Annotated in this window: 18 protein-coding genes and 1 other RNA gene; 9 read left to right on the forward strand and 10 right to left on the reverse strand. The window is 26.5% G+C overall.

The window, feature by feature from the left end; all coding sequences use genetic code 11:
- Positions 1 to 4 precede the first annotated feature (4 nt).
- Positions 5 to 358: a transfer-messenger RNA gene (ssrA, locus tag N3D74_00425) on the forward strand.
- Positions 359 to 364: 6 nt separating this feature from the next.
- On the forward strand, positions 365 to 2,044 hold the full coding sequence (locus N3D74_00430; GenBank protein ID MCX8094649.1) for a hypothetical protein: 1,680 nt from the start codon (positions 365 to 367) through the stop codon (positions 2,042 to 2,044).
- 2 nt (positions 2,045 to 2,046) lie between these two features.
- On the opposite strand, the gene N3D74_00435 is transcribed toward N3D74_00430, so the two are convergent.
- Genes N3D74_00435 through N3D74_00450 form a run of 4 tightly spaced genes read right to left on the reverse strand, consistent with a single transcriptional unit; the run spans position 2,047 to position 6,614 of the window.
- The gene (locus N3D74_00435) at positions 2,047 to 2,964 is read right to left on the reverse strand and encodes an ABC transporter permease (protein ID MCX8094650.1); all 918 of its coding nucleotides are present in this window, start codon (positions 2,962 to 2,964) and stop codon (positions 2,047 to 2,049) included.
- Positions 2,965 to 4,014 (reverse strand): ABC transporter permease, encoded by a 1,050-nt coding sequence (locus N3D74_00440; GenBank protein ID MCX8094651.1) that lies wholly within the window; start codon positions 4,012 to 4,014, stop codon positions 2,965 to 2,967.
- Complete coding sequence (locus N3D74_00445) at positions 4,011 to 5,546, reverse strand: ABC transporter ATP-binding protein (GenBank protein MCX8094652.1); 1,536 nt, start codon at positions 5,544 to 5,546, stop codon at positions 4,011 to 4,013. The genes N3D74_00440 and N3D74_00445 overlap by 4 nt, the downstream gene beginning before the upstream one ends.
- Positions 5,547 to 5,606: 60 nt before the next feature.
- Complete coding sequence (locus N3D74_00450) at positions 5,607 to 6,614, reverse strand: BMP family protein (GenBank protein MCX8094653.1); 1,008 nt, start codon at positions 6,612 to 6,614, stop codon at positions 5,607 to 5,609.
- A 116-nt stretch (positions 6,615 to 6,730) separates the two neighbouring features.
- Here N3D74_00450 and rpsP point away from each other — a divergent pair, with 116 nt between their 5' ends.
- From rpsP to N3D74_00485, 7 genes are all read left to right on the forward strand, one after another.
- Complete coding sequence (gene rpsP / locus N3D74_00455) at positions 6,731 to 6,976, forward strand: 30S ribosomal protein S16 (GenBank protein ID MCX8094654.1); 246 nt, start codon at positions 6,731 to 6,733, stop codon at positions 6,974 to 6,976.
- Entirely contained in the window at positions 6,973 to 7,203 is a 231-nt protein-coding gene (locus N3D74_00460) for a KH domain-containing protein (GenBank protein MCX8094655.1), read from the forward strand. Before rpsP ends, N3D74_00460 begins: the two co-directional genes overlap by 4 nt.
- 88 nt (positions 7,204 to 7,291) lie before the next feature.
- Complete coding sequence (locus N3D74_00465) at positions 7,292 to 7,540, forward strand: KH domain-containing protein (protein MCX8094656.1); 249 nt, start codon at positions 7,292 to 7,294, stop codon at positions 7,538 to 7,540.
- 17 nt (positions 7,541 to 7,557) lie between these two features.
- A complete protein-coding gene (locus N3D74_00470; protein ID MCX8094657.1) occupies positions 7,558 to 7,962 on the forward strand; it encodes a YlqD family protein in 405 nt (134 codons plus the stop codon).
- Entirely contained in the window at positions 7,955 to 8,458 is a 504-nt protein-coding gene (rimM, locus tag N3D74_00475; GenBank protein MCX8094658.1) for a ribosome maturation factor RimM, read from the forward strand. The genes N3D74_00470 and rimM overlap by 8 nt, the downstream gene beginning before the upstream one ends.
- Positions 8,458 to 9,216, forward strand: coding sequence for a tRNA (guanosine(37)-N1)-methyltransferase TrmD (gene trmD, locus N3D74_00480; GenBank protein MCX8094659.1), 759 nt, complete (start codon positions 8,458 to 8,460; stop codon positions 9,214 to 9,216). Before rimM ends, trmD begins: the two co-directional genes overlap by 1 nt.
- Complete coding sequence (locus tag N3D74_00485) at positions 9,213 to 9,806, forward strand: RNA methyltransferase (GenBank protein MCX8094660.1); 594 nt, start codon at positions 9,213 to 9,215, stop codon at positions 9,804 to 9,806. Before trmD ends, N3D74_00485 begins: the two co-directional genes overlap by 4 nt.
- Here N3D74_00485 and N3D74_00490 read toward each other — a convergent pair.
- The 6 genes from N3D74_00490 to N3D74_00515 form a co-directional block, all read right to left on the reverse strand.
- Complete coding sequence (locus N3D74_00490) at positions 9,762 to 10,790, reverse strand: iron ABC transporter permease (GenBank protein ID MCX8094661.1); 1,029 nt, start codon at positions 10,788 to 10,790, stop codon at positions 9,762 to 9,764. The two genes, N3D74_00485 and N3D74_00490, sit on opposite strands and share 45 nt — an antisense overlap.
- Positions 10,753 to 11,529, reverse strand: coding sequence for an ABC transporter ATP-binding protein (locus tag N3D74_00495; GenBank protein MCX8094662.1), 777 nt, complete (start codon positions 11,527 to 11,529; stop codon positions 10,753 to 10,755). The genes N3D74_00490 and N3D74_00495 overlap by 38 nt, the downstream gene beginning before the upstream one ends.
- Positions 11,530 to 11,532: 3 nt before the next feature.
- Positions 11,533 to 12,948, reverse strand: coding sequence for a stalk domain-containing protein (locus N3D74_00500; GenBank protein MCX8094663.1), 1,416 nt, complete (start codon positions 12,946 to 12,948; stop codon positions 11,533 to 11,535).
- A complete protein-coding gene (locus N3D74_00505) occupies positions 12,945 to 13,670 on the reverse strand; it encodes a DUF364 domain-containing protein (protein MCX8094664.1) in 726 nt (241 codons plus the stop codon). The genes N3D74_00500 and N3D74_00505 overlap by 4 nt, the downstream gene beginning before the upstream one ends.
- On the reverse strand, positions 13,657 to 14,163 hold the full coding sequence (locus tag N3D74_00510) for a nucleoside-triphosphatase (GenBank protein MCX8094665.1): 507 nt from the start codon (positions 14,161 to 14,163) through the stop codon (positions 13,657 to 13,659). The genes N3D74_00505 and N3D74_00510 overlap by 14 nt, the downstream gene beginning before the upstream one ends.
- A 99-nt stretch (positions 14,164 to 14,262) precedes the next feature.
- The gene (locus N3D74_00515; GenBank protein MCX8094666.1) at positions 14,263 to 18,123 is read right to left on the reverse strand and encodes a copper amine oxidase N-terminal domain-containing protein; all 3,861 of its coding nucleotides are present in this window, start codon (positions 18,121 to 18,123) and stop codon (positions 14,263 to 14,265) included.
- Positions 18,124 to 18,187: the final 64 nt, after the last annotated feature.

The raw sequence follows: 18,187 nt of genomic DNA on the forward strand, positions 1-18,187 counted from the left end.
ATGCGGGGGCGAAAGGAGTTCGACATGGAATGGAGGTTTAAACCGGCAGGTGGGTTTGAGAGAACCCTAAAACTCTCAAAAGATTTAAAATGCCAACACAAATTATGCTTTTGCAGTAGCATAAGGTCTGCTGCCAGTTTGGGAGATTCTGGTCTCCTTGGTCTCTCAAACTGTGGCTAAAAGGAGACTCGCCTTTATCCTCATCCTCAGGGATAAAGGTTAAAAAAGATGAGGATACGCTTCTCTCTTCTATGCCTGTTTAGAGGAGAGAAGAAGAGAAAGAAATAACAGGCTAAACCTGTAGAAGGTTTAAACTGATATTCCATGGACGCGGGTTCAATTCCCGCCGCCTCCACCAAATTTGATGGATATAAATAATTTAAGCAAATTTATCAAATATCTAGAAATATCTTCCTTTTTTCATGATATTGGTAAAATTTCTTCTCATTTTTTATTATCAAAAGACAAAGATTTAAATATAAAAGATCAACATGCAATACTCATTCTTGAGGATAAACTTCCTGATAATGTTAATAAATTTTTAAAAGAGCCTTTATATAAAAAATTTCCTAATTTTAAAGATCTTTTAGAAGAATTATCTCCGATAAATCTTATTTGTTCTCATCATGGTTGCCAAAGATGTAAGTATTCTAACGGATGTAAAAAGTTTGAAAAAAATTTTTTTGTAAAAATTCTTCAAGTATCTGATAGACTTGATTCCTCAAATCCACCTAATAGTGGAAAACAACCATTTTATTCAGTTTATATTTCAGATTTCTTTGCAAATTACAAGAAATTAGATTTCGAAAAAATAGATCAATTAAGAATTAGATTTTTAAATTTTCTTGATTTATATATCTCAAATTTTAATAGAGATAAAATTTATAAAATTTCAAAAATATTTATGGAAAATGCTTTATCAGAAACAAGAAGAGGGGCAAATGATATAAATTTATATACCCATTCAAAAGCAACTTCATCTATTTTTAAAACAATTCTTTTTGACTGTTTTTATTTTGGAATTGAACCTCCAATATCTATTTTTGATGTTGAATTTAAATTTTTAAAAACAAAGGCAGGATTTAAAAATTTAATTGAGGATGAACTTTCTTTTGGAAATCTAATTTTTGAATTTGAAGATTATGAATTTTACATAGTTGGAAAAGGAGTCGATAAATTGTTTTTAAAAATTAATGGAATTGAAGGAATCTTTGTTAATGATATTAATATTGAAAAAAGCAAAAGAAAATACTTTTATCCTTTAAATCCTGAAAAAATATTAAAAACAATATTTGTAAAAATTCCAGAAGACATAGATTTAAATTTTGATGAAATAGTTAAAGGAACTCTTGAAATTGTGAATTATGGAAGATATAGCGAATATAAAGATTTAAAAGAGAAAATTAAAGGGGTTAAAAAACATATAAGAAACCTTAAAAAAGGCAACAAAATTAAGGAAATAGAATATAAAATAAAAGAGTTGAAAAAACTTGATGCAAGGTTTAAATATTTAAAAAAATTAGAAAATAAAAATTTTAACCTTAACAATATAGAAAAATTTTTAATGAAAACACTTGCACCTATTAGACCTCCCTCTGTGTCAAAATTTTCTCAATATATTCTTGGTTTAATGAAAAATAAGAAATTAAATGTTAATGAACTTGCATTTGAAGTCTTTTTAAAAAAACCATTAACAATGTCAAGATTAATTCAATATAATAATGACCTAATTAAATATAAAGATATAAAAGAAATTCCAAAGTTTATAGGAAAGGTAAAATATTCACAAAGCATTCCACAAGAAAAATACTACGAAATAGAAGAGATATTAAATAGCGATGAATTTGTTACCATTAAATTAAAAAATGACAAAATTTTAAAAATACCAATAACATACGATGGAAAAGAAATTGATAAATTAAATCTTTATTTTATAGGAAACATAAAAAGAAAAGGAGAACTTATTTTTCCAATAGGTAAAAATAGAAGTTTAATTCATGTAACAAAATTAGAAAAAGGAGATAGAATTAAACTTATGATTTAAAATTATTCTCTACTATATGGCTTACCAACTGATGCTGGAAATTCAATTTGTTTTTTGAATATCATCATAACAAGTAAAACAGAAATAAATGGGAGCATTAAGAAGAATTGATATGGAATTCTTTGAGAAATAACTTGTAATCTAAATGCAATAACCTCTATTGCTGCAAATAAAAATCCTCCGAGAATTGCTCTTTGAGGCTTCCAACTAGCAAATATTGCAATTCCAACAGCCATAAAACCTCTACCTGCTGAAATATCAGGAGTATAAGTTCCTGTAATAACAATTGGTAAATATGCACCTGAGATTCCAATTAAAATTGAACCAATAATTGTTGATAAAATTCTTCTTCTTGTAACATTTACTCCAACAACATCAGCTGCTTTTGGATTTTCACCAATTGCTCTTGTTTCAAGACCTATTTTTGTTTTGTAATAAAACCACCAAAAAATAATAATAATAAAATATAGAAAATAAACAACTACATCTTGATTTAAGAATGCTGAAACAATTGGTATTTTATTTAAAATTGGGATATTAATCCCGGGAGTTTTAGGTGCTCTTGGTGCAGTAAGTCTAACTCCAATTATTAATTTATAGAAAAGATCAGAAAGTCCTGTTCCTAAAATAACAAGTGATATACCAAGAACAAATTGGTTAACTTTAAATTTTTCATGAATTGTAGATAAAATTAGACCAAACAAACCTCCTAATATAGCACCAACTATAAATCCAAAAATAGCATTTTGCGATAAGTAACTTACAATAAAACCTAATGAAGCAGATGCAAGCATTATGCCTTCACCAGAAACATTAAAAATTCCAGCTCTTCCTGCAATTACTATTCCAAGACTTGTTAAAGTATAAACAACTGCATAAGTGATTGTTTGAGAAATAAATGAATTTATTGCATTTAACATTTATTTTTTCCTCCTTTCAAAAGCCTCTCTGAAAATTACAATAAAAAGAACAATTAATGCTTGAGCAACAAAAACCATTTCAACTGGAATCTGCATTGTTCTTTGAAGTGCATCAGCACCAACAAGTAAAACTGACATTAAAAAAGCAGCAATTGGAACACCAAGAGGATTTCCTGAAACAATTAGACTTGTTAAAATTCCAAAGATTCCATATTGTGCACCACTTGTTTGAGCAAAACCCTCAATTAATTTTTTATGTATATTAATAATTTCAAGAGTTCCGCCAAGACCAGCAAGAGCTCCTGAAATAAAGAATGTTATTAAAATAGTTTTGTGAAAATTTATACCAAAGGTTTGTGCTGAATCTAAATTATATCCAATTGCTTTTATTTCAAAACCAAGTCTAGTTTTTAAAATTAAAATATACACAAAAATTATTATAATAAATGCAAAAATTATTGAGTATGGAATTCCATAAAAAAATCCAAGTGTTCCAGATTTCGGAAGAGGAAGAGTTATAGGATGACCTTCATAAGGATCTCTATAAAGAGGATTAGTTGCAATAAAATTTAAAAATTGCATAGCTACAAAATTTAACATTATAGTTGAAATTATTGGATTTATATCAAATTTCGCTGTAAGATATCCTGCAATTAAAGCAAAAAAACCACCTGCTAGAATGCCTGACAAAACTAAAATTGGAATCATAATAAAAGAAGGCAAATTTAATCCAAATTGATTTGATAAAGTTAAACCAATAACCGAGGCAATAGTTCCACCAAAAAGCATTTGACCAAATGCACCAATATTGAAAAACTTTATCATAAAAGGGATCGTAAATGCATATGTAGTAAAAATTAAAGGTATTGTTTTTTTAATTGTTTCTTGAAAGCCAAACCAAGATCTAAATGATGTTGTTAAAAGAGTTCTCAAAACTCTTAAAACATTATATCTAAAAAGTAAAGCAATTAATGAAATAACTACAAATGCTAAAAAAATTGAAAGTAAATATATTATAAAAGTTCTTATAAATTTCTTTTTATCCCTCATACTTCTCCTCCTATCATAAGGAGTCCCATTTTGAATTTATCAAAATCTTTTCTTTCAAAAATTCCTTTAATTTCACCTTTATGCAAAACAAGTATTCTATCACAAAGAATAAGGAGTTCATCTAAATCTTCTCCAATCCAAAGGACTCCACTTCCATTTTCTCTTGTTTCTATAAGTTTTCTAAAAATAAATTCAACAGTTGAAAAATCGAGACCAGATGTTGGATTATGTGTTACAAGAACTTTAATTGGATTAACAAATGATCTTCCTATAATTACTTTTTGTATATTACCACCTGATAATCTTCTAATTTGTAATTCTTCTGTTGGAGTGTAAACATTAAATTTTGTAATTATATCTTTTGTAACTTTTCTTACTTCATCCCATTTAATTAAAAAATTTTTTTCAAGAAATCTTTCTTCAAAATGATGTCCTAACAAAATATTTTCAACTATTGTTCCATCTGGTAATATACCTTCTTTTATTCTATCTTCAGGAGTATAAAATAGACCTTTAGAAAAAACATCAATAGTTGTTAAATTTTTGATTGACTCACCATCAAGAATAATATCTCCACTTTTCATAAGTTTAGGATTAACAATAACCTGAGCAAGTTCTTTTTCTCCATTGCCAGAAACTGAAGCAACACCCAAAATTTCTCCCCTAAATAGTTCGAAAGAAATATTCTTTAGACCAACTGACTTTTCAGAAGGTTCAACAAAAAGATTTTTTACAATTAAAACTGGTTGTTCACTTCTTTTTTGTGGAGGTAATTCAACCTTTGGAAGTGCACTTTCAGTTACTTTAAGGTCTTTTTCCTGAAACATCAATTTTACTATAGCTTCAGTGGTCATCTCATTTCTATTTAATGTCCCTTGTACTTTACCTTTTCTTAAAATTGTTACCCTATCACATGCAAGCAAAACTTCTCTCATTTTGTGTGTTATGAAAATTATTGTTACACCTTTTTCAACAAGAGTTTTTAAAGTTTTTAAAAGTTGTTGGAATTCACTTTCAACAAGAGAAGTTGTTGGTTCATCTAAAATTAAAAGTTTTGCTCCTCTAAAAAGTGCTCTAACTATTTCTATTTTTTGTTTAATACCTGCTGAAAGATCTCTTACTTTTACATCGAGTGGAAATTCAAATCCGAGTTCTTTTGAAATTTTAATTATTTTTTCTTTTTCCTTTTCATAATCAAGTTTATATTTATCATATTCAGTTCCAAGTATAATATTTTCAAGGGATGTGAATTGAGGCACAAGTGTGGAAACTTGATGAACCATACCAATGCCAAGTTTTATTGAATCAAAAGGGGAAGAAATTTTAACTCTTTTACCTTCAATATAAATTTCTCCTTCATCTGGAGTATATAAACCATATAGAATATTCATTAAAGTTGATTTACCAGCACCATTTTCACCTAACAAACCATGAATTTCACCTTTATAAACAGAAAAATTAACATTATCTAAAGCAACAACTTCACCAAATACTTTTCTAATTTTTTTTAATTCAACAAAAATTTCCTTCATCTTATTAAAATAAAAATAGGGGAGGATAATTACCTCCCCCTTTTAAAAATTTATTAATTTTTATGGATTAATTGCATCAAGTTTTTCAATTACTTGTATTTTTCCTGATGCAACATCATCTGCAATCTGTTTAACCTTAGCATTAATTTCATCACTTACATTTTTGATTGGAAATTGAGTGTATCTTGCTTTACCAGGCCCATATTCAAGTTTTAAAAATCCTCCCTTTTCACCTTTTAAAACTCTACCGACAACTTCTCTTAAAGGAACTCTAAAATCAAAAAGATCTGCTGTTAGATAATTTTGAGGAGCTTGAGATGCTTTGTCTGTATATTTCACTGTAATATAAACTGGTCTTTTTGCTTCTGCAAGAGCGTTATAAATACCGTAATTTCCTAAGTTAACTGAACTTAAAATTACATCTACTCCTTTTGCAATTAAACTTTCAGCTGCTTGTCTTGCTTTTAGTGGGTCATTAAAATCACCAGCGTAAACATAATCAAGTGTTGCTTTTGAACCTAAATCTTTAATGGCTTGTTTTACTGCATTTATTTCTCCATATGTAAATGGCATTTCAAGACCACCAATATATCCAATCTTTCCTGTTTCAGTTTTAAGTGCTGCAAGTGCACCTAAAACATAAAAACCTGTATGAAAGTTTCTATGGAAGTACCAAACATTTGGTTTTTTATCTTTTGGTTCGGTATCTACTTCAACAATAAATGTTACATTTGTATTTTCATCAGCAAGCTTTAATGCTGCTGAATTGAATTGTCCTCCATGTACCCATATAATATTAAAACCATCTGCAATGTACTCTTTCATTACTCTTTCAACATCAGGAACTGCAACTTTTTCAGAATAAGCAATTTCAATATCATATTCTTTTCCAACTTCTTGAGTTGCAATATAACCTAATGTGTTATAATCAGCATCTTGAATTGAACCTGGCATAACAGTTGCAAGTTTAAAAACTGGCTTTTGTTCTTCTGCTTTTTTGCAAGCAGTCATAGGAAAAATAATTAATAAAGAGATTAATAATAATACTAATAAATAAAGTTTTTTCATAAATTAACCTCCTGTAGAAAATAAATTACAATTTTATTATAACATTTTATAATATTGACAAAAATTTCTAATAATATAAAATTTATATTAACCTGTTTCCTTTGGAGGTGAAAAGGTTGGTAAAGATAAAGTTAAGAAGGATGGGCAAAAAGAAAGAGCCATACTATAGGCTTATTGTAATTGATAGCAGAAAACAGCCCAAAAGTTCTTATATAGAAAGTTTGGGCAGTTATAATCCACGCTCCGAAGGAGAAGAATTAAATGTAAACTTGGAGCGGTTGGAGTATTGGTTGAGCAAAGGAGCTCAACCTACAGATTCAGTTAAAAACCTTATTAAAAAGTTGAAGGAGGTTAAACAATGAAGGATTTACTTGAGGAGATTGTAAAAGCATTGGTAGATCATCCAGAGGATGTTAAGGTACAAGCAGTAGAGGGTGAACAGGCTGTTGTTTATGAAGTAAAGGTTAGTGCAGAAGATATTGGTAAGGTTATTGGGAAACAGGGAAGAACAGCAAATGCTTTAAGAACATTAGTTAGAGCAGCAGCCAGCAAATCAGGTAAGAATGCTATGGTAAACATTCTCTCTTAATAAGAGAGATATTCTTTTTCAAAACCCCGGAGATAAATACTCCGGGGTCTTCAAATTATCAAAACAAATTTTAAAATGGAGGTAGACTATGGCAAATGCATCAAACGCTTCAAATCTTTTAGAGAAACTTGTAAAAATTATTGTTGATTATCCTGAAAAAGTTCAAGTTAAAAAAATTGAGGGTTCATCAACAGTTATTTATGAAGTAAAGGTTGGGCAAGAGGACATTGGAAAAGTTATTGGGAAACAGGGTAAAACTGCAGAAGCACTAAGAACTATTGTTCAAGCAATTTCAAGAAAATCTGGCAAAAGTACAATAGTTTCGATTCTTTCATAAGAATAAGGTAATCTAAAGTGTTAATTAAAAGACAGGTCCTTGTTAAATCCTTTGTAACAGAGGATTTAAAAAAGGATTTAATTGAAAGATTTAACAAATTAATTGAATTATCTGAAAAAAGAATTTCAGAAATCGTCTCTGAAGAAAAAAAATTATTACTTACAGCACCCACTCTTGAACCTACATATCTACAGGCAGTTAAAAATAAAATAAAAGAACAAAAAGAGGAAGAAGAGAGGATAAAAGAGAATCTTATTAGAGAAAGAGAAAATATTAAACTTCTTAAAGATGGAGAATTTTATCTTCATGGAATTGTAGAAGGTTTTGTTGATGTAAAAGAGGGAGACGATTTCTGGAAAAAAATTCAGGAAACTGAGATCATTTTAAGGGACGGGAAGGTTGTAGAAATAAAGAATGAGTAAATATATAACAATAGGGGAGATTGTTTCTTTATGGGGGGTCTCCCCATCTTTTGTTATAAAAAAAGAAACAAATAATATCGAGAGATTTAAAAATTTAGATAAAATTTTAGTTCAAATTGAAAACGAAGAACCAGAAATAATTCCTGTTTTAGAAGTGATTGATTATATAGATAGAGTAATAGTTAAACTTAAAAACCAACCAAAAGATCCTTTGGAAAATTACATTGGAAGATATATTGTAATAAATATCGAAGAACTTAAAAAATTAAAAGAGGATGAATATTACATTTTCCAACTTATGAATCTAGAGGTTTATGATTTAGAAGATAAATATATAGGAAAAGTTACAAATTTTATCTCGAATCCATCTGCTAATGATGCTATAGTTATAAAAAATGAAGAAGAAATAATTATTCCATTTATGAAAATTTTTATAAAAGAGGTTAATTTAGAAAAAAATTATATAAAATTAAATAAAAAATTTGATGAATTATAATGGAGTTCATTATAATATCGATTTTTCCTCAAATATTTGAATGTTATTTCTCTTTGAGTCTTCCAAAAAAAGCAATTGAAAAAGGAATAATTAAGATATTTTTAATAAATCCAAGAAATTTTTCTGATGATAGACATAAAAAGGTTGATGATTATACATATGGAGGCGGACCAGGTATGGTTCTTATGTTCCCTCCACTTAAAAAAAGTATTGATAAAGCAAAAGAAATTTCAAAAGATACTCATATTATTCTTCTTTCACCATCAGGAATAAAATTTACTCAAAAATTAGCAAAAACCCTAACTCAATATAACTCTATTACTTTTCTTTGTGGACACTATGAAGGAGTAGATGAAAGAATAAAAAATTATATAAATGAAGAAATATCAATTGGTGATATTATAACATCTGGAGGTGAAATACCAACTCTTATAATAATAGACACAATTTTAAGAATAATTCCTGGATTTTTAAAAAAAGAGGAAACAAAAATGATTGAAAGTTTTGAAGAAGGCATTCTTGAATATCCTCAGTATACAAGACCAAAAATTTATGAAAATTTTGAAGTACCCGAAGTTCTTTTGTCTGGGAATCATAAAGAAATAGAAAAATACAGAAAAAAAGAAGCATTAAAAAGAACTCTTCTTTTAAGACCAGATTTATTATTAAACAAATCTCTTACAGAGGAGGAAAAAAAGATTTTAAAGGAAATTTTTAATGAATTTTTTTCTATTGATAATAAACTAAATATAGAATGAGAATTTATATAGCATTAATACATTATCCAGTTTATGATATAAATAAGAAAATAATAGTATCATCAATAGTTCCTTATGATATTGTTGATATAAGTAGAGCTGGAAGAACTTTTGGTGTTAAAAAATATTTTATAGTCCATCCTTTCAAAGCACAAAGAGAAACTATTAAAAGAATTATTAATTTTTGGACAAAAGAAAGGGGTAGTTTTTATAATGAAGATAGAAAAGAAGCTCTTAAAATTGTAAGCATTAAAAGAAATTTAAATGAGGTAATAAAATATATTGAGAACGAAGAAAAAGAAAAACCAAAAATTATTTTAACAAGTGCAAGAAAATTTGATAATAATATTTCATATAGATTTTTAAAAGAAATCATAGTTCAATATCCTGTTCTTCTTGTTTTTGGAACAGGATGGGGTATTGTTGTTGATAAAGTTAAATATGATTATATTTTAGAACCGATATTTGGTTTTCCTAAAGAAAATAATTATAATCACTTGACAGTAAGATCTGCTTGTTCAATTATTCTTGATAGAATAACTCAATTATTTTCTTCTCAAAGCATAAATAAAAATTGGAGCTCCGATTAAAGAAGTTAAAATACCAATAGGAATTTCAGATGGAGTTAAAGTTCTTGCTATATTATCAATTAATAAAAGGTAAAATGAACCAAAAAAAATTGAAAAAGTAGTTAGTTTCCTAAAATCAGAACCTATTAAAAATCTCCCAATATGAGGTACAGCAAGACCAACCCAACCTATTATTCCTGAAATTGAAACCGAAGTTGCTGTTAAAATTGTTGTTAAAATAATAATTAAACCCTTTAATAATTTAGGATTTTCCCCAAGAGATATTGCTTCTTCATCTCCAAGAGAAACAATGTTTAATTTCCATCTTAATAAAAAAAGGAAAATTATACAAAACAAAAAAATTGGGAAAGTTGAATATAGTTCAATTTTTGAAATTGAATTAAATGAACCCATCAGCCAGAAAACAATAGTTGGTAGTTTCTGCATTGGATCAAGATAATATTTAATCAATGATAAAAGTGAAGAAAATATATTTCCAACAATAAATCCTGATAAAACTAAATTTATGTTTGAAGTAGTTCTAAAACTTCCACTTATATAATAAGTTAACAATACAGATAAGATTCCAAATATAAAGGATAAAATTTCAATATAGAAAAAATTTTTGCCAATTAAAACACCTAATGCAGCTCCAAATCCAGCACCACCAGATATTCCAAGAATATAAGGAGATACAAGTGGATTATTAAAGATCCCCTGCAGTGATAAACCACTAATTGAAAGAGATGAACCAACTAGCATTGATATAAGAATTCTTGGTAACCTAATATCAAAAACAATTAACTTTATATTAGGATCCAATTGATAGTCTTTTAGATTAAAAAAAGATAAAAAAAGTTTAATAATATCACTTATTTTAATTGAGTACCTTCCTATTGAAATTGAAAATAAAAATAAAATTAAATTTAATAAGATTAAAATAATAATTATAATTATAAAGGTATCTCTATAACTTTTCTTTTGGTATAATGAATTTTTTTCCATTAATATAAATTAAATCAACATCTATTGAATAAACTTTTTTTATATTTTCTTTTGTTAAAACAAAATCTGGTTTACCAAAAGAAACTATTTCTCTTTTGTTCATCAATAAAATCCTATCTGAAAAATTTATGGCTTCATTTGGGTCATGCATTGTAATTATTACTGTCAAATTTCTTTTTTCTCTAAGTTCTTTTATTTTTTCAAGAACAAAAAATCTATTTTTGAAATCAAGAAATGCAGTTGGTTCATCTAATAAAAGAACATCTGTCTCTTGTGCTATTGCTCTAGCTATTAACACAAGACGAAGTTCTCCACCACTTAAATTTATATACGGTCTATCTTTTAAATGAAATATGCCTAAATCTTTTAAAGATTTTTCAACAACTTCTTTATCTATTTCTCTTGGAACTGAGTAATTTCCAATATATGGGTTTCTTCCCATTAGCACAAAATCAAAAACAGTATAAGGAAATGCTGGAGTGTGAATTTGAGGTACATATGAAATTTCTTTACTTAAATCTTTATAACTTAATTCATTTATATCTTTACCTGAGATTATAATATTTCCTCCTTTTGGTAAAAGAATTTTTTGAATAAGTTTTAAAAGAGTTGTTTTTCCTGAACCATTAGGTCCTAAAATTGTTAAAATCTCACCGTTCTCAATTTCAAAAGAAAATTTATCAAAAATTTCAGAATCAAAAAAACCAAAGTTTAAATCTTTAATAATGATTTTTTTCATAGTTTAATCTTTTAAAATCTCCTCAATCTCTTTTTGATTTAAATTATAATCAAATATATTTTTATAAAAATCTCTAATCTCTTTTTCAATATCTAATTTTAATATTTCACCATTTATTTTTTCTGCAATCCAAATTATTCCTAATATTGATTCAACTGATGGAAGGTCATAAGAAAGAATAAATGATGGAAATTTATAAACTCTTTTCTCTTTTATTGCTTTAATTTCTTGAAGTTCTTTTTTATTTAAAATCTCCTCTTTTGTTCCAAGAAAGTATGGAGGTATAAATATATATTCTGGATTAAATCTTAATAAGTCCTCAAGTGAAATTTCTATTTTTCCACCTTTAATATTCTTTGTAACACTTTCTCCACCAGCAATATCAACCATAAAAGTTTGATAAAAATCGCTTCCAAAAGATTTCAATATTGTTTCTCCTGCAATATATACCTTTTTTTTCTCCAAACCTTTTAATTTCTTTTCAATATCTTCTTTTTTTATTTTGTAATATTCAATTAATTTATTTGCTTCATTTTTTTTATCCAGTGCATCTCCAAGAATTTCAATTGATTTTAAAAGATTATCTGGTGTTTCATGGTTTAATAGAATACATGGCAAATTAACTTCTTCAATTTTTTTTATGTTTGTATAGTGAGGAGAAATTACTATATCAGGTCTTAAAGAAATTAAAATTTCAACATTATAATCTTTAAAACTTCCTATTTCAGGTAATTTAATATAGTTAGGATAAATTTTTTTAATATTCTCATAATTTACAACTTTTTCTCCAGTAACTCTGCCAATTAGTTTATCTTGTTCTTTGAGTGAAAAAATAATAATAGTTGACATTGGATAAAGCGAGGCAATTCTATAAATTTTTTTTGGAATGATAACTTTTCTTCCATTTGAATCAATTACCTCTTTTATATCTCTATCTATAGTAATTTTAATTGTACTATCGTGAGAATTATAATCTACTTTTCCACCTAGATTTTCAATTATAAATCTTAGAGGAATATATGTTCTTGAATATAAAATAAATGGTTTAATATTGTCATCTATATCAATTTTTTTTACTTTTCCATTAATAAAAGCACTGTTTTTATCTACTGTTAAAATTATTAATTTGTCTTTAAATCTTATTTCAATCTCTTTTGTTTTATTTTTCCACAGAACTTCTCCTCCAATACTTTCAACAATTGATCTTAATGGAACAAATGTTCTTCCATGCTTTACAACAGGTTTTACATTTTTGTTTATATCAAAATAAATTTTATAATCATTAATATAAAAATAGTTTTTGTTTATTTCAAATATTATTTCTGCTGGAAATCTAAAATCTTCAGTCTTAACATTTTTTATTGAAAAAGTTGTAAATAAAATAAAAATAATTAGAGATAAAATCAAAACTTTTTTCATAAGTCCCTCCTCTTAATAGTTACAAAATCAATAACTTCTTTTAGGTTATTTATACTACCACCTTGTGAAATGATATTAAATAATTTCAAATCATTTTTAGAAACTACCCCGCCTATCATATCAACTCCATAATCGAATAAAACTTCTGAAAGAGGTGTAGTTGGGCCAAAAACAATTACATATTTTCCTTTAGCAAGTTCTAAAATTCTTTTAATTGACTTATTAATAAATGTTGAACCAGTTATTGCAATTATGTCTCCTTCAGGAATTAAATATTCTTGAAAAGTATCTAAATAGTCATTTTCTCTTGGTTTTCTTTCTATTATAATTATCTCTTTAGCAATTTTTTCAAGTTTTTTTATATCTTCAAAATGTCCAATAAAAACTATCTTTTTATCTTTTCCTTTATTTATCAAATAATCGAAAATATTAATAGTTTCATATTTTTCAGGAATTTTAATTAAAGAATTTAGAGTTGCTAAACCTAAAGAAATTTTTAATGTATCAAATGTTTTCAAATAATTCAAAAGTTCAATTACTGTTTTGCCTTCTAAATTTCCAGCATCTTCAATTCCAGATTTATGATCGTTATTATTATAAGTCATTGAAATTCCTACTCTATTAGAATATACAGCAGTCCATCTAACACCAACACATAGTTTGTTTATCTTTGTATTAAATTTATCTTTAACTGAAAAAATTAAATCATCATAAATATCCATAAAAAGCCTCCAAAATTATTTCTTGAATAATATTTTCTCTATTTTCTTTATTAATTTTAAAAATTTTTCCATATCTTATAATTTCTTCTAAAAATGGGGTTTTTCTTTCTTTTATAACAATAAAAGTTTTTTTATCAGATTTTAAAATTTCTATAACTTTACTCTTAAATTTATAAGATTCATCTTCTAAAAAGCCAAGCTCATCCATAATTATTAAATCTGAATTTTTATAACCGTTCTCAAGAGATCTAACTCCTAAATCATCAAAAACTTCTGGATAAATTATTAAATTTTTATCAATGTTATGTATCGCAATAACACCTTCATCATTTGTTATTAAATCTTTAATTTTGAAACCAATTCTCAAACCATTTTCAAAATATGGAAAAGTTATAAAACCACCATAATTTAAATTTAGCCCTTTTAATATGGTATTTAGAACAAAACTTTTACCTGATTTAATTTCTCCTTCAATAATAATATTCTTATGCATGGCAAAAATCTTACTATAATTATGAACATTTTTTTGCCAAATGTCAAGACAATTTATATTATTAATTAAATTTATTCTAAATAGTTATATAAATTTTCGTTACTCTTCTACTATAATTGTTACCTTCTTAATTGATCCGTCCCAATCAACTTTTGCTCCAAATGTTTCAGCAATAAATCTTATTGGAACAAAAGTTCTGCCTTTATTTATTTCTGCTTCAGCCTCTATAGTTATTTTTTGATTATCTATAATCGCTTCTTTTTTACCTATAAAAAGTGTAATTTTTTTGTTTTTAAAATAAATATAAACCTCTAAAACTTTTCCAACTTTTGGAAAATAATCTACAGTTGCTCCTAAACTTTCTGATACAAATCTTAATGGAACCATTGTTCTACCAGGAAATTTTATATATGGTTCAGCATCAAGTATATATAAATTTCCATTAATATAAGCCTCAACTTTTCCTATAAAAAGTTCTATGATATTTCTTTTAACTTTTGGTATAACATTTACTTTCACTTTAATCTCTTTTTCACCAAAATTTCCATTAATTTTTATTTTTCCTTCATTGATTCCACCTTTAAGACCTTCTGTATTTATATTTATTTCAATAAAACCAGCATTTCCCTCAAATGTTTTTGGTTCAACCGAAATCCAGTGATTAAGAGAAGTTGATGAAAAAGAAAGACTTCCTCTTCCAGAATTCCAAAATGAAATTTTTAGACTTTTAATCTCTCCTTCAATTAAAGAATCAAAATTAATTAAATCTTTTTCTAAAGATAACTCAGGTAAAATTAATTCATCAACCATTTTAAATGTATGTTCCTTAATATAAGGATTATCATTTAAAACTGAGGTCCAGAGTTCATCTTCAGTTATAATTAAAGGTTTTTCATTTGAACCTTTAAGATAAATTCTTAATATTTCATTACCATTTGGAACCAAAAAGATATAAAATAATTCTTTGTTTTTTGCTTCTCTTTCATAAGAAAAATTAACTGTTCCATCAAATGAGAGGACTTCAACTACAAGAATTTCTTCTTTTATTTCATTACCTTTTGCATCTAATAAATTAACTAATATACTTGCTTGAGGAATAAGTGGTTGATTTGGTCTTTCTTCAATTTTATTCCTTTTCTCATGTTTCCATCCCCCATCATACCACCAATAGTCAAGTTCGCATCTATATGTAACTCCTATCTTTTCATTAGTATCAAAAACCCCGTTAAAATTTTTATCTTGAAAAAATCCATGGTCTATAAATATTTTATCTATTTTATCTCTTGTGGAAGGATCTGTAAATTTTTCTCTAAGAGCCTCATAAAGTTCTTTTATATTTTTTATTTTTTTATCTTTCATTAAGCAAAACAGATCTTGCCAATTTGGTAAAGAAAAATTATCATCATCTTTTGAAGTAATTATCACATTATTTCGAATTTCTTCATACCATTTATAATCATCGAGTAAATCCAATAATAATCCAGCAACTCCAAATTCCTCCCTTGATAAAGAAGTAATTACAGGATATGTTTTGCCTCCTTGTTTATAAACTAATTTTCCACTTTCACAAGTAATATCTTCTCTCTTCAAATTTTTAAGTTTTCCATGATCATCAAAATATTCATAAACAGCTGTATCAGATCTTAATTTTTCATTTTCAAAATCATTTTCTCCATTACCCCATCTATATGTTCCATTCCATTGATTTGAAAAATCTGCACAACAAGTACCTTGTAATTTTAAAATCCTTAAAATCATCATAGATGTCATTTCAGCAAAACCCTCTATTAGTGAGTCACCTGTCGTATCATTCATAATACCTTCATGATTTTTTCTTCTATCTTTTCTTGTATCTTCATAAGTTGTAGTACCGACAAGTGAATGATGAAGAAAATGTCCAAACTCATGCCACTCTCTATTCATAGGTCTATCATTCGAAGTTAAATTGCTATCTGCTTTCTCTATATTAATTTTTCTTTCACTATATCTATAAAAAGTGCCGTTTTCATTACTATAAACACAAACATTTATTGGAAGCATTGATTTATCAATCATATCATTACCGTTACATTTTTCATTTCTAAAAACACAAAAAGTTTCATCCATATGACAGAAAATTTGAGCAACTGCCCTTGGATCAAAACCATTATCAATAAAATCTTTCGGAAAATTTATATCAGTATCTTTGCCAATAATTATTTCTCTTGAAAATATTATTTCAGGACATGGCTTTTTATCACTTTTTATATTAACTTTAAGGAAAAAGATTTTTTTACAATCGCTATAAGTTATTTTAAATTCTTTTGTTTCAAAAAGAACTGCAATTATATAATCATATTTGCAATCATTATCAAAAAATAGAAATCTGAATTTACCATCAGAATCAGTATAGGTTTCAATATAATATTTTTTATCTGGAAGATTTGTATTGAAAGAATCATCGAGAAGATAACCTGGTTGTTCTGATGATATTTGATCACTAAAATTTCCTTCTTTAAACTTAAAATCTTTGTGAACACTACATTTAGGTTCATAGTTTAAAAAAAGTAAAACTCTTGAACCTTTTAAAATACATTCTTTATTTTCAGCATTAAGAAATTTTAAAGTTCCATAAATATATCTTATATTATGGCATACTGAAATTTTTAATTTTTTAACAATTTCTTTAACACATGGAGGTGAAGGTGAAATTTCAAATTTTACATCATACCATAAATAAAAATCTAATTTTTTAGGATTCTCTTTTATTTCAAATGAAATATTAATTTCTCTTTCTTCATTTTTGGGTATGTCAAAAGATTCAGGGTAAATTTTAATTTCATATTTTTGCTCATCACCTGCAATTTTATTTGTTAATTCTAAAATCCCTTTAACAGTTAACTTTACATTACCAGTGTTTTTAATAAGAATTTTAATGCTCTTTGTGTTTTCTTTTTCAATATATTCTCCTCCGTATTTAATATCAGTACAGGTTGAACAAAAAATTATTTCATCTGGATCTTGTATATATATACCGCATTCAGGTTTTATTATCTCTATTGGGTAAATCCATTCATCGTCATAATATCCTTTTAAATTTATATACTCTCCTACTTTGTACTTTCCTAAATCTTCATCTCTAAGTATCACTTTATATCTTTTATTATCTTCTCCATAAATTTTCATATTCTTTTCTTTTTCATTTATTTCCTCAATAATACCTGAAATAGATATTTTTTCTGAAGCTTTAACTATTATTCTTATACTTCTACTTCCAATTGCTCCATAATAATGTGAATATCTAGTGTTGAAATTTATTTCTATAGTTTCTTCTCCAGTCGTAAAATTTTGAGTTTTAATTTTTATAGAAATAAGTCTTATCTCGTTAGGATTAAGTGTGATATTTTTTGAAAATATGGCACCAATAATTTTTTCTTCACTGTATTCTTTTGTTGAAAATAGAGTAAGAAAATTTTCGCATATTCCGTTTCTTATTTGAAAATCTAAAGTTTTTTCACTAAAAGGTAAAATTTTTATTGTTTTTTCTTTTGGTAAAACATCAAATTCAGGAAAAAGAACTTTTAATTTTATTGTTAAAACCTTTTCTGATGGTTGAATAGGTGGGTATGTTACCCAATCAAATCTTGCTTTTATATAACCTATATAATCCAATGGAATCATGTTTTTTGATGATATAATCACTTCTATTGTTTTGCTTTGGTTTGGTCCCAGAGGATATGGACCTGGTGATTTTATAATAATCCAAGTTTCTTGTGTTGAAAATGTAACATTTGCGCTTAAGTTTTGGGAAAGATTTTTTGCTGTTACTGTAATAGTTGTCTCTTTTTCAGGGCATAAGGTAATTTCAATTTGATCTCCATTTTCAAATTTAAAATTTTTATTATCTGAAATAGAATAAATGATTGGAGTATATGTTAAATATAAACATATTAAAATTATAAAAATAATTAATTTTTTCATCCCACTCCTCCTAAAAATATGTTAGAAATTAACTCACAATTAAAATAGATATGTGATATTATTT

The organism is Caldisericia bacterium (assembly GCA_026414995.1).
GTDB lineage: Bacteria > Caldisericota > Caldisericia > B22-G15 > B22-G15 > JAAYUH01.

Coding starts and splice junctions, on each gene's coding strand:
- N3D74_00445 (MCX8094652.1), bottom strand. CDS start 5,546: ATGAAGGAAATTTTTGTTGAATTAAAAAAAATTAGAAAAGTATTTGGT.
- N3D74_00505 (MCX8094664.1), bottom strand. CDS start 13,670: ATGGATATTTATGATGATTTAATTTTTTCAGTTAAAGATAAATTTAAT.
- rimM (MCX8094658.1), top strand. CDS start 7,955: ATGAGTAAATATATAACAATAGGGGAGATTGTTTCTTTATGGGGGGTC.
- N3D74_00435 (MCX8094650.1), bottom strand. CDS start 2,964: ATGTTAAATGCAATAAATTCATTTATTTCTCAAACAATCACTTATGCA.
- N3D74_00460 (MCX8094655.1), top strand. CDS start 6,973: ATGAAGGATTTACTTGAGGAGATTGTAAAAGCATTGGTAGATCATCCA.
- N3D74_00510 (MCX8094665.1), bottom strand. CDS start 14,163: ATGCATAAGAATATTATTATTGAAGGAGAAATTAAATCAGGTAAAAGT.
- N3D74_00450 (MCX8094653.1), bottom strand. CDS start 6,614: ATGAAAAAACTTTATTTATTAGTATTATTATTAATCTCTTTATTAATT.
- N3D74_00485 (MCX8094660.1), top strand. CDS start 9,213: ATGAGAATTTATATAGCATTAATACATTATCCAGTTTATGATATAAAT.
- N3D74_00490 (MCX8094661.1), bottom strand. CDS start 10,790: ATGGAAAAAAATTCATTATACCAAAAGAAAAGTTATAGAGATACCTTT.
- N3D74_00430 (MCX8094649.1), top strand. CDS start 365: ATGGATATAAATAATTTAAGCAAATTTATCAAATATCTAGAAATATCT.
- N3D74_00495 (MCX8094662.1), bottom strand. CDS start 11,529: ATGAAAAAAATCATTATTAAAGATTTAAACTTTGGTTTTTTTGATTCT.
- trmD (MCX8094659.1), top strand. CDS start 8,458: ATGGAGTTCATTATAATATCGATTTTTCCTCAAATATTTGAATGTTAT.
- N3D74_00440 (MCX8094651.1), bottom strand. CDS start 4,014: ATGAGGGATAAAAAGAAATTTATAAGAACTTTTATAATATATTTACTT.
- N3D74_00500 (MCX8094663.1), bottom strand. CDS start 12,948: ATGAAAAAAGTTTTGATTTTATCTCTAATTATTTTTATTTTATTTACA.
- N3D74_00465 (MCX8094656.1), top strand. CDS start 7,292: ATGGCAAATGCATCAAACGCTTCAAATCTTTTAGAGAAACTTGTAAAA.
- N3D74_00515 (MCX8094666.1), bottom strand. CDS start 18,123: ATGAAAAAATTAATTATTTTTATAATTTTAATATGTTTATATTTAACA.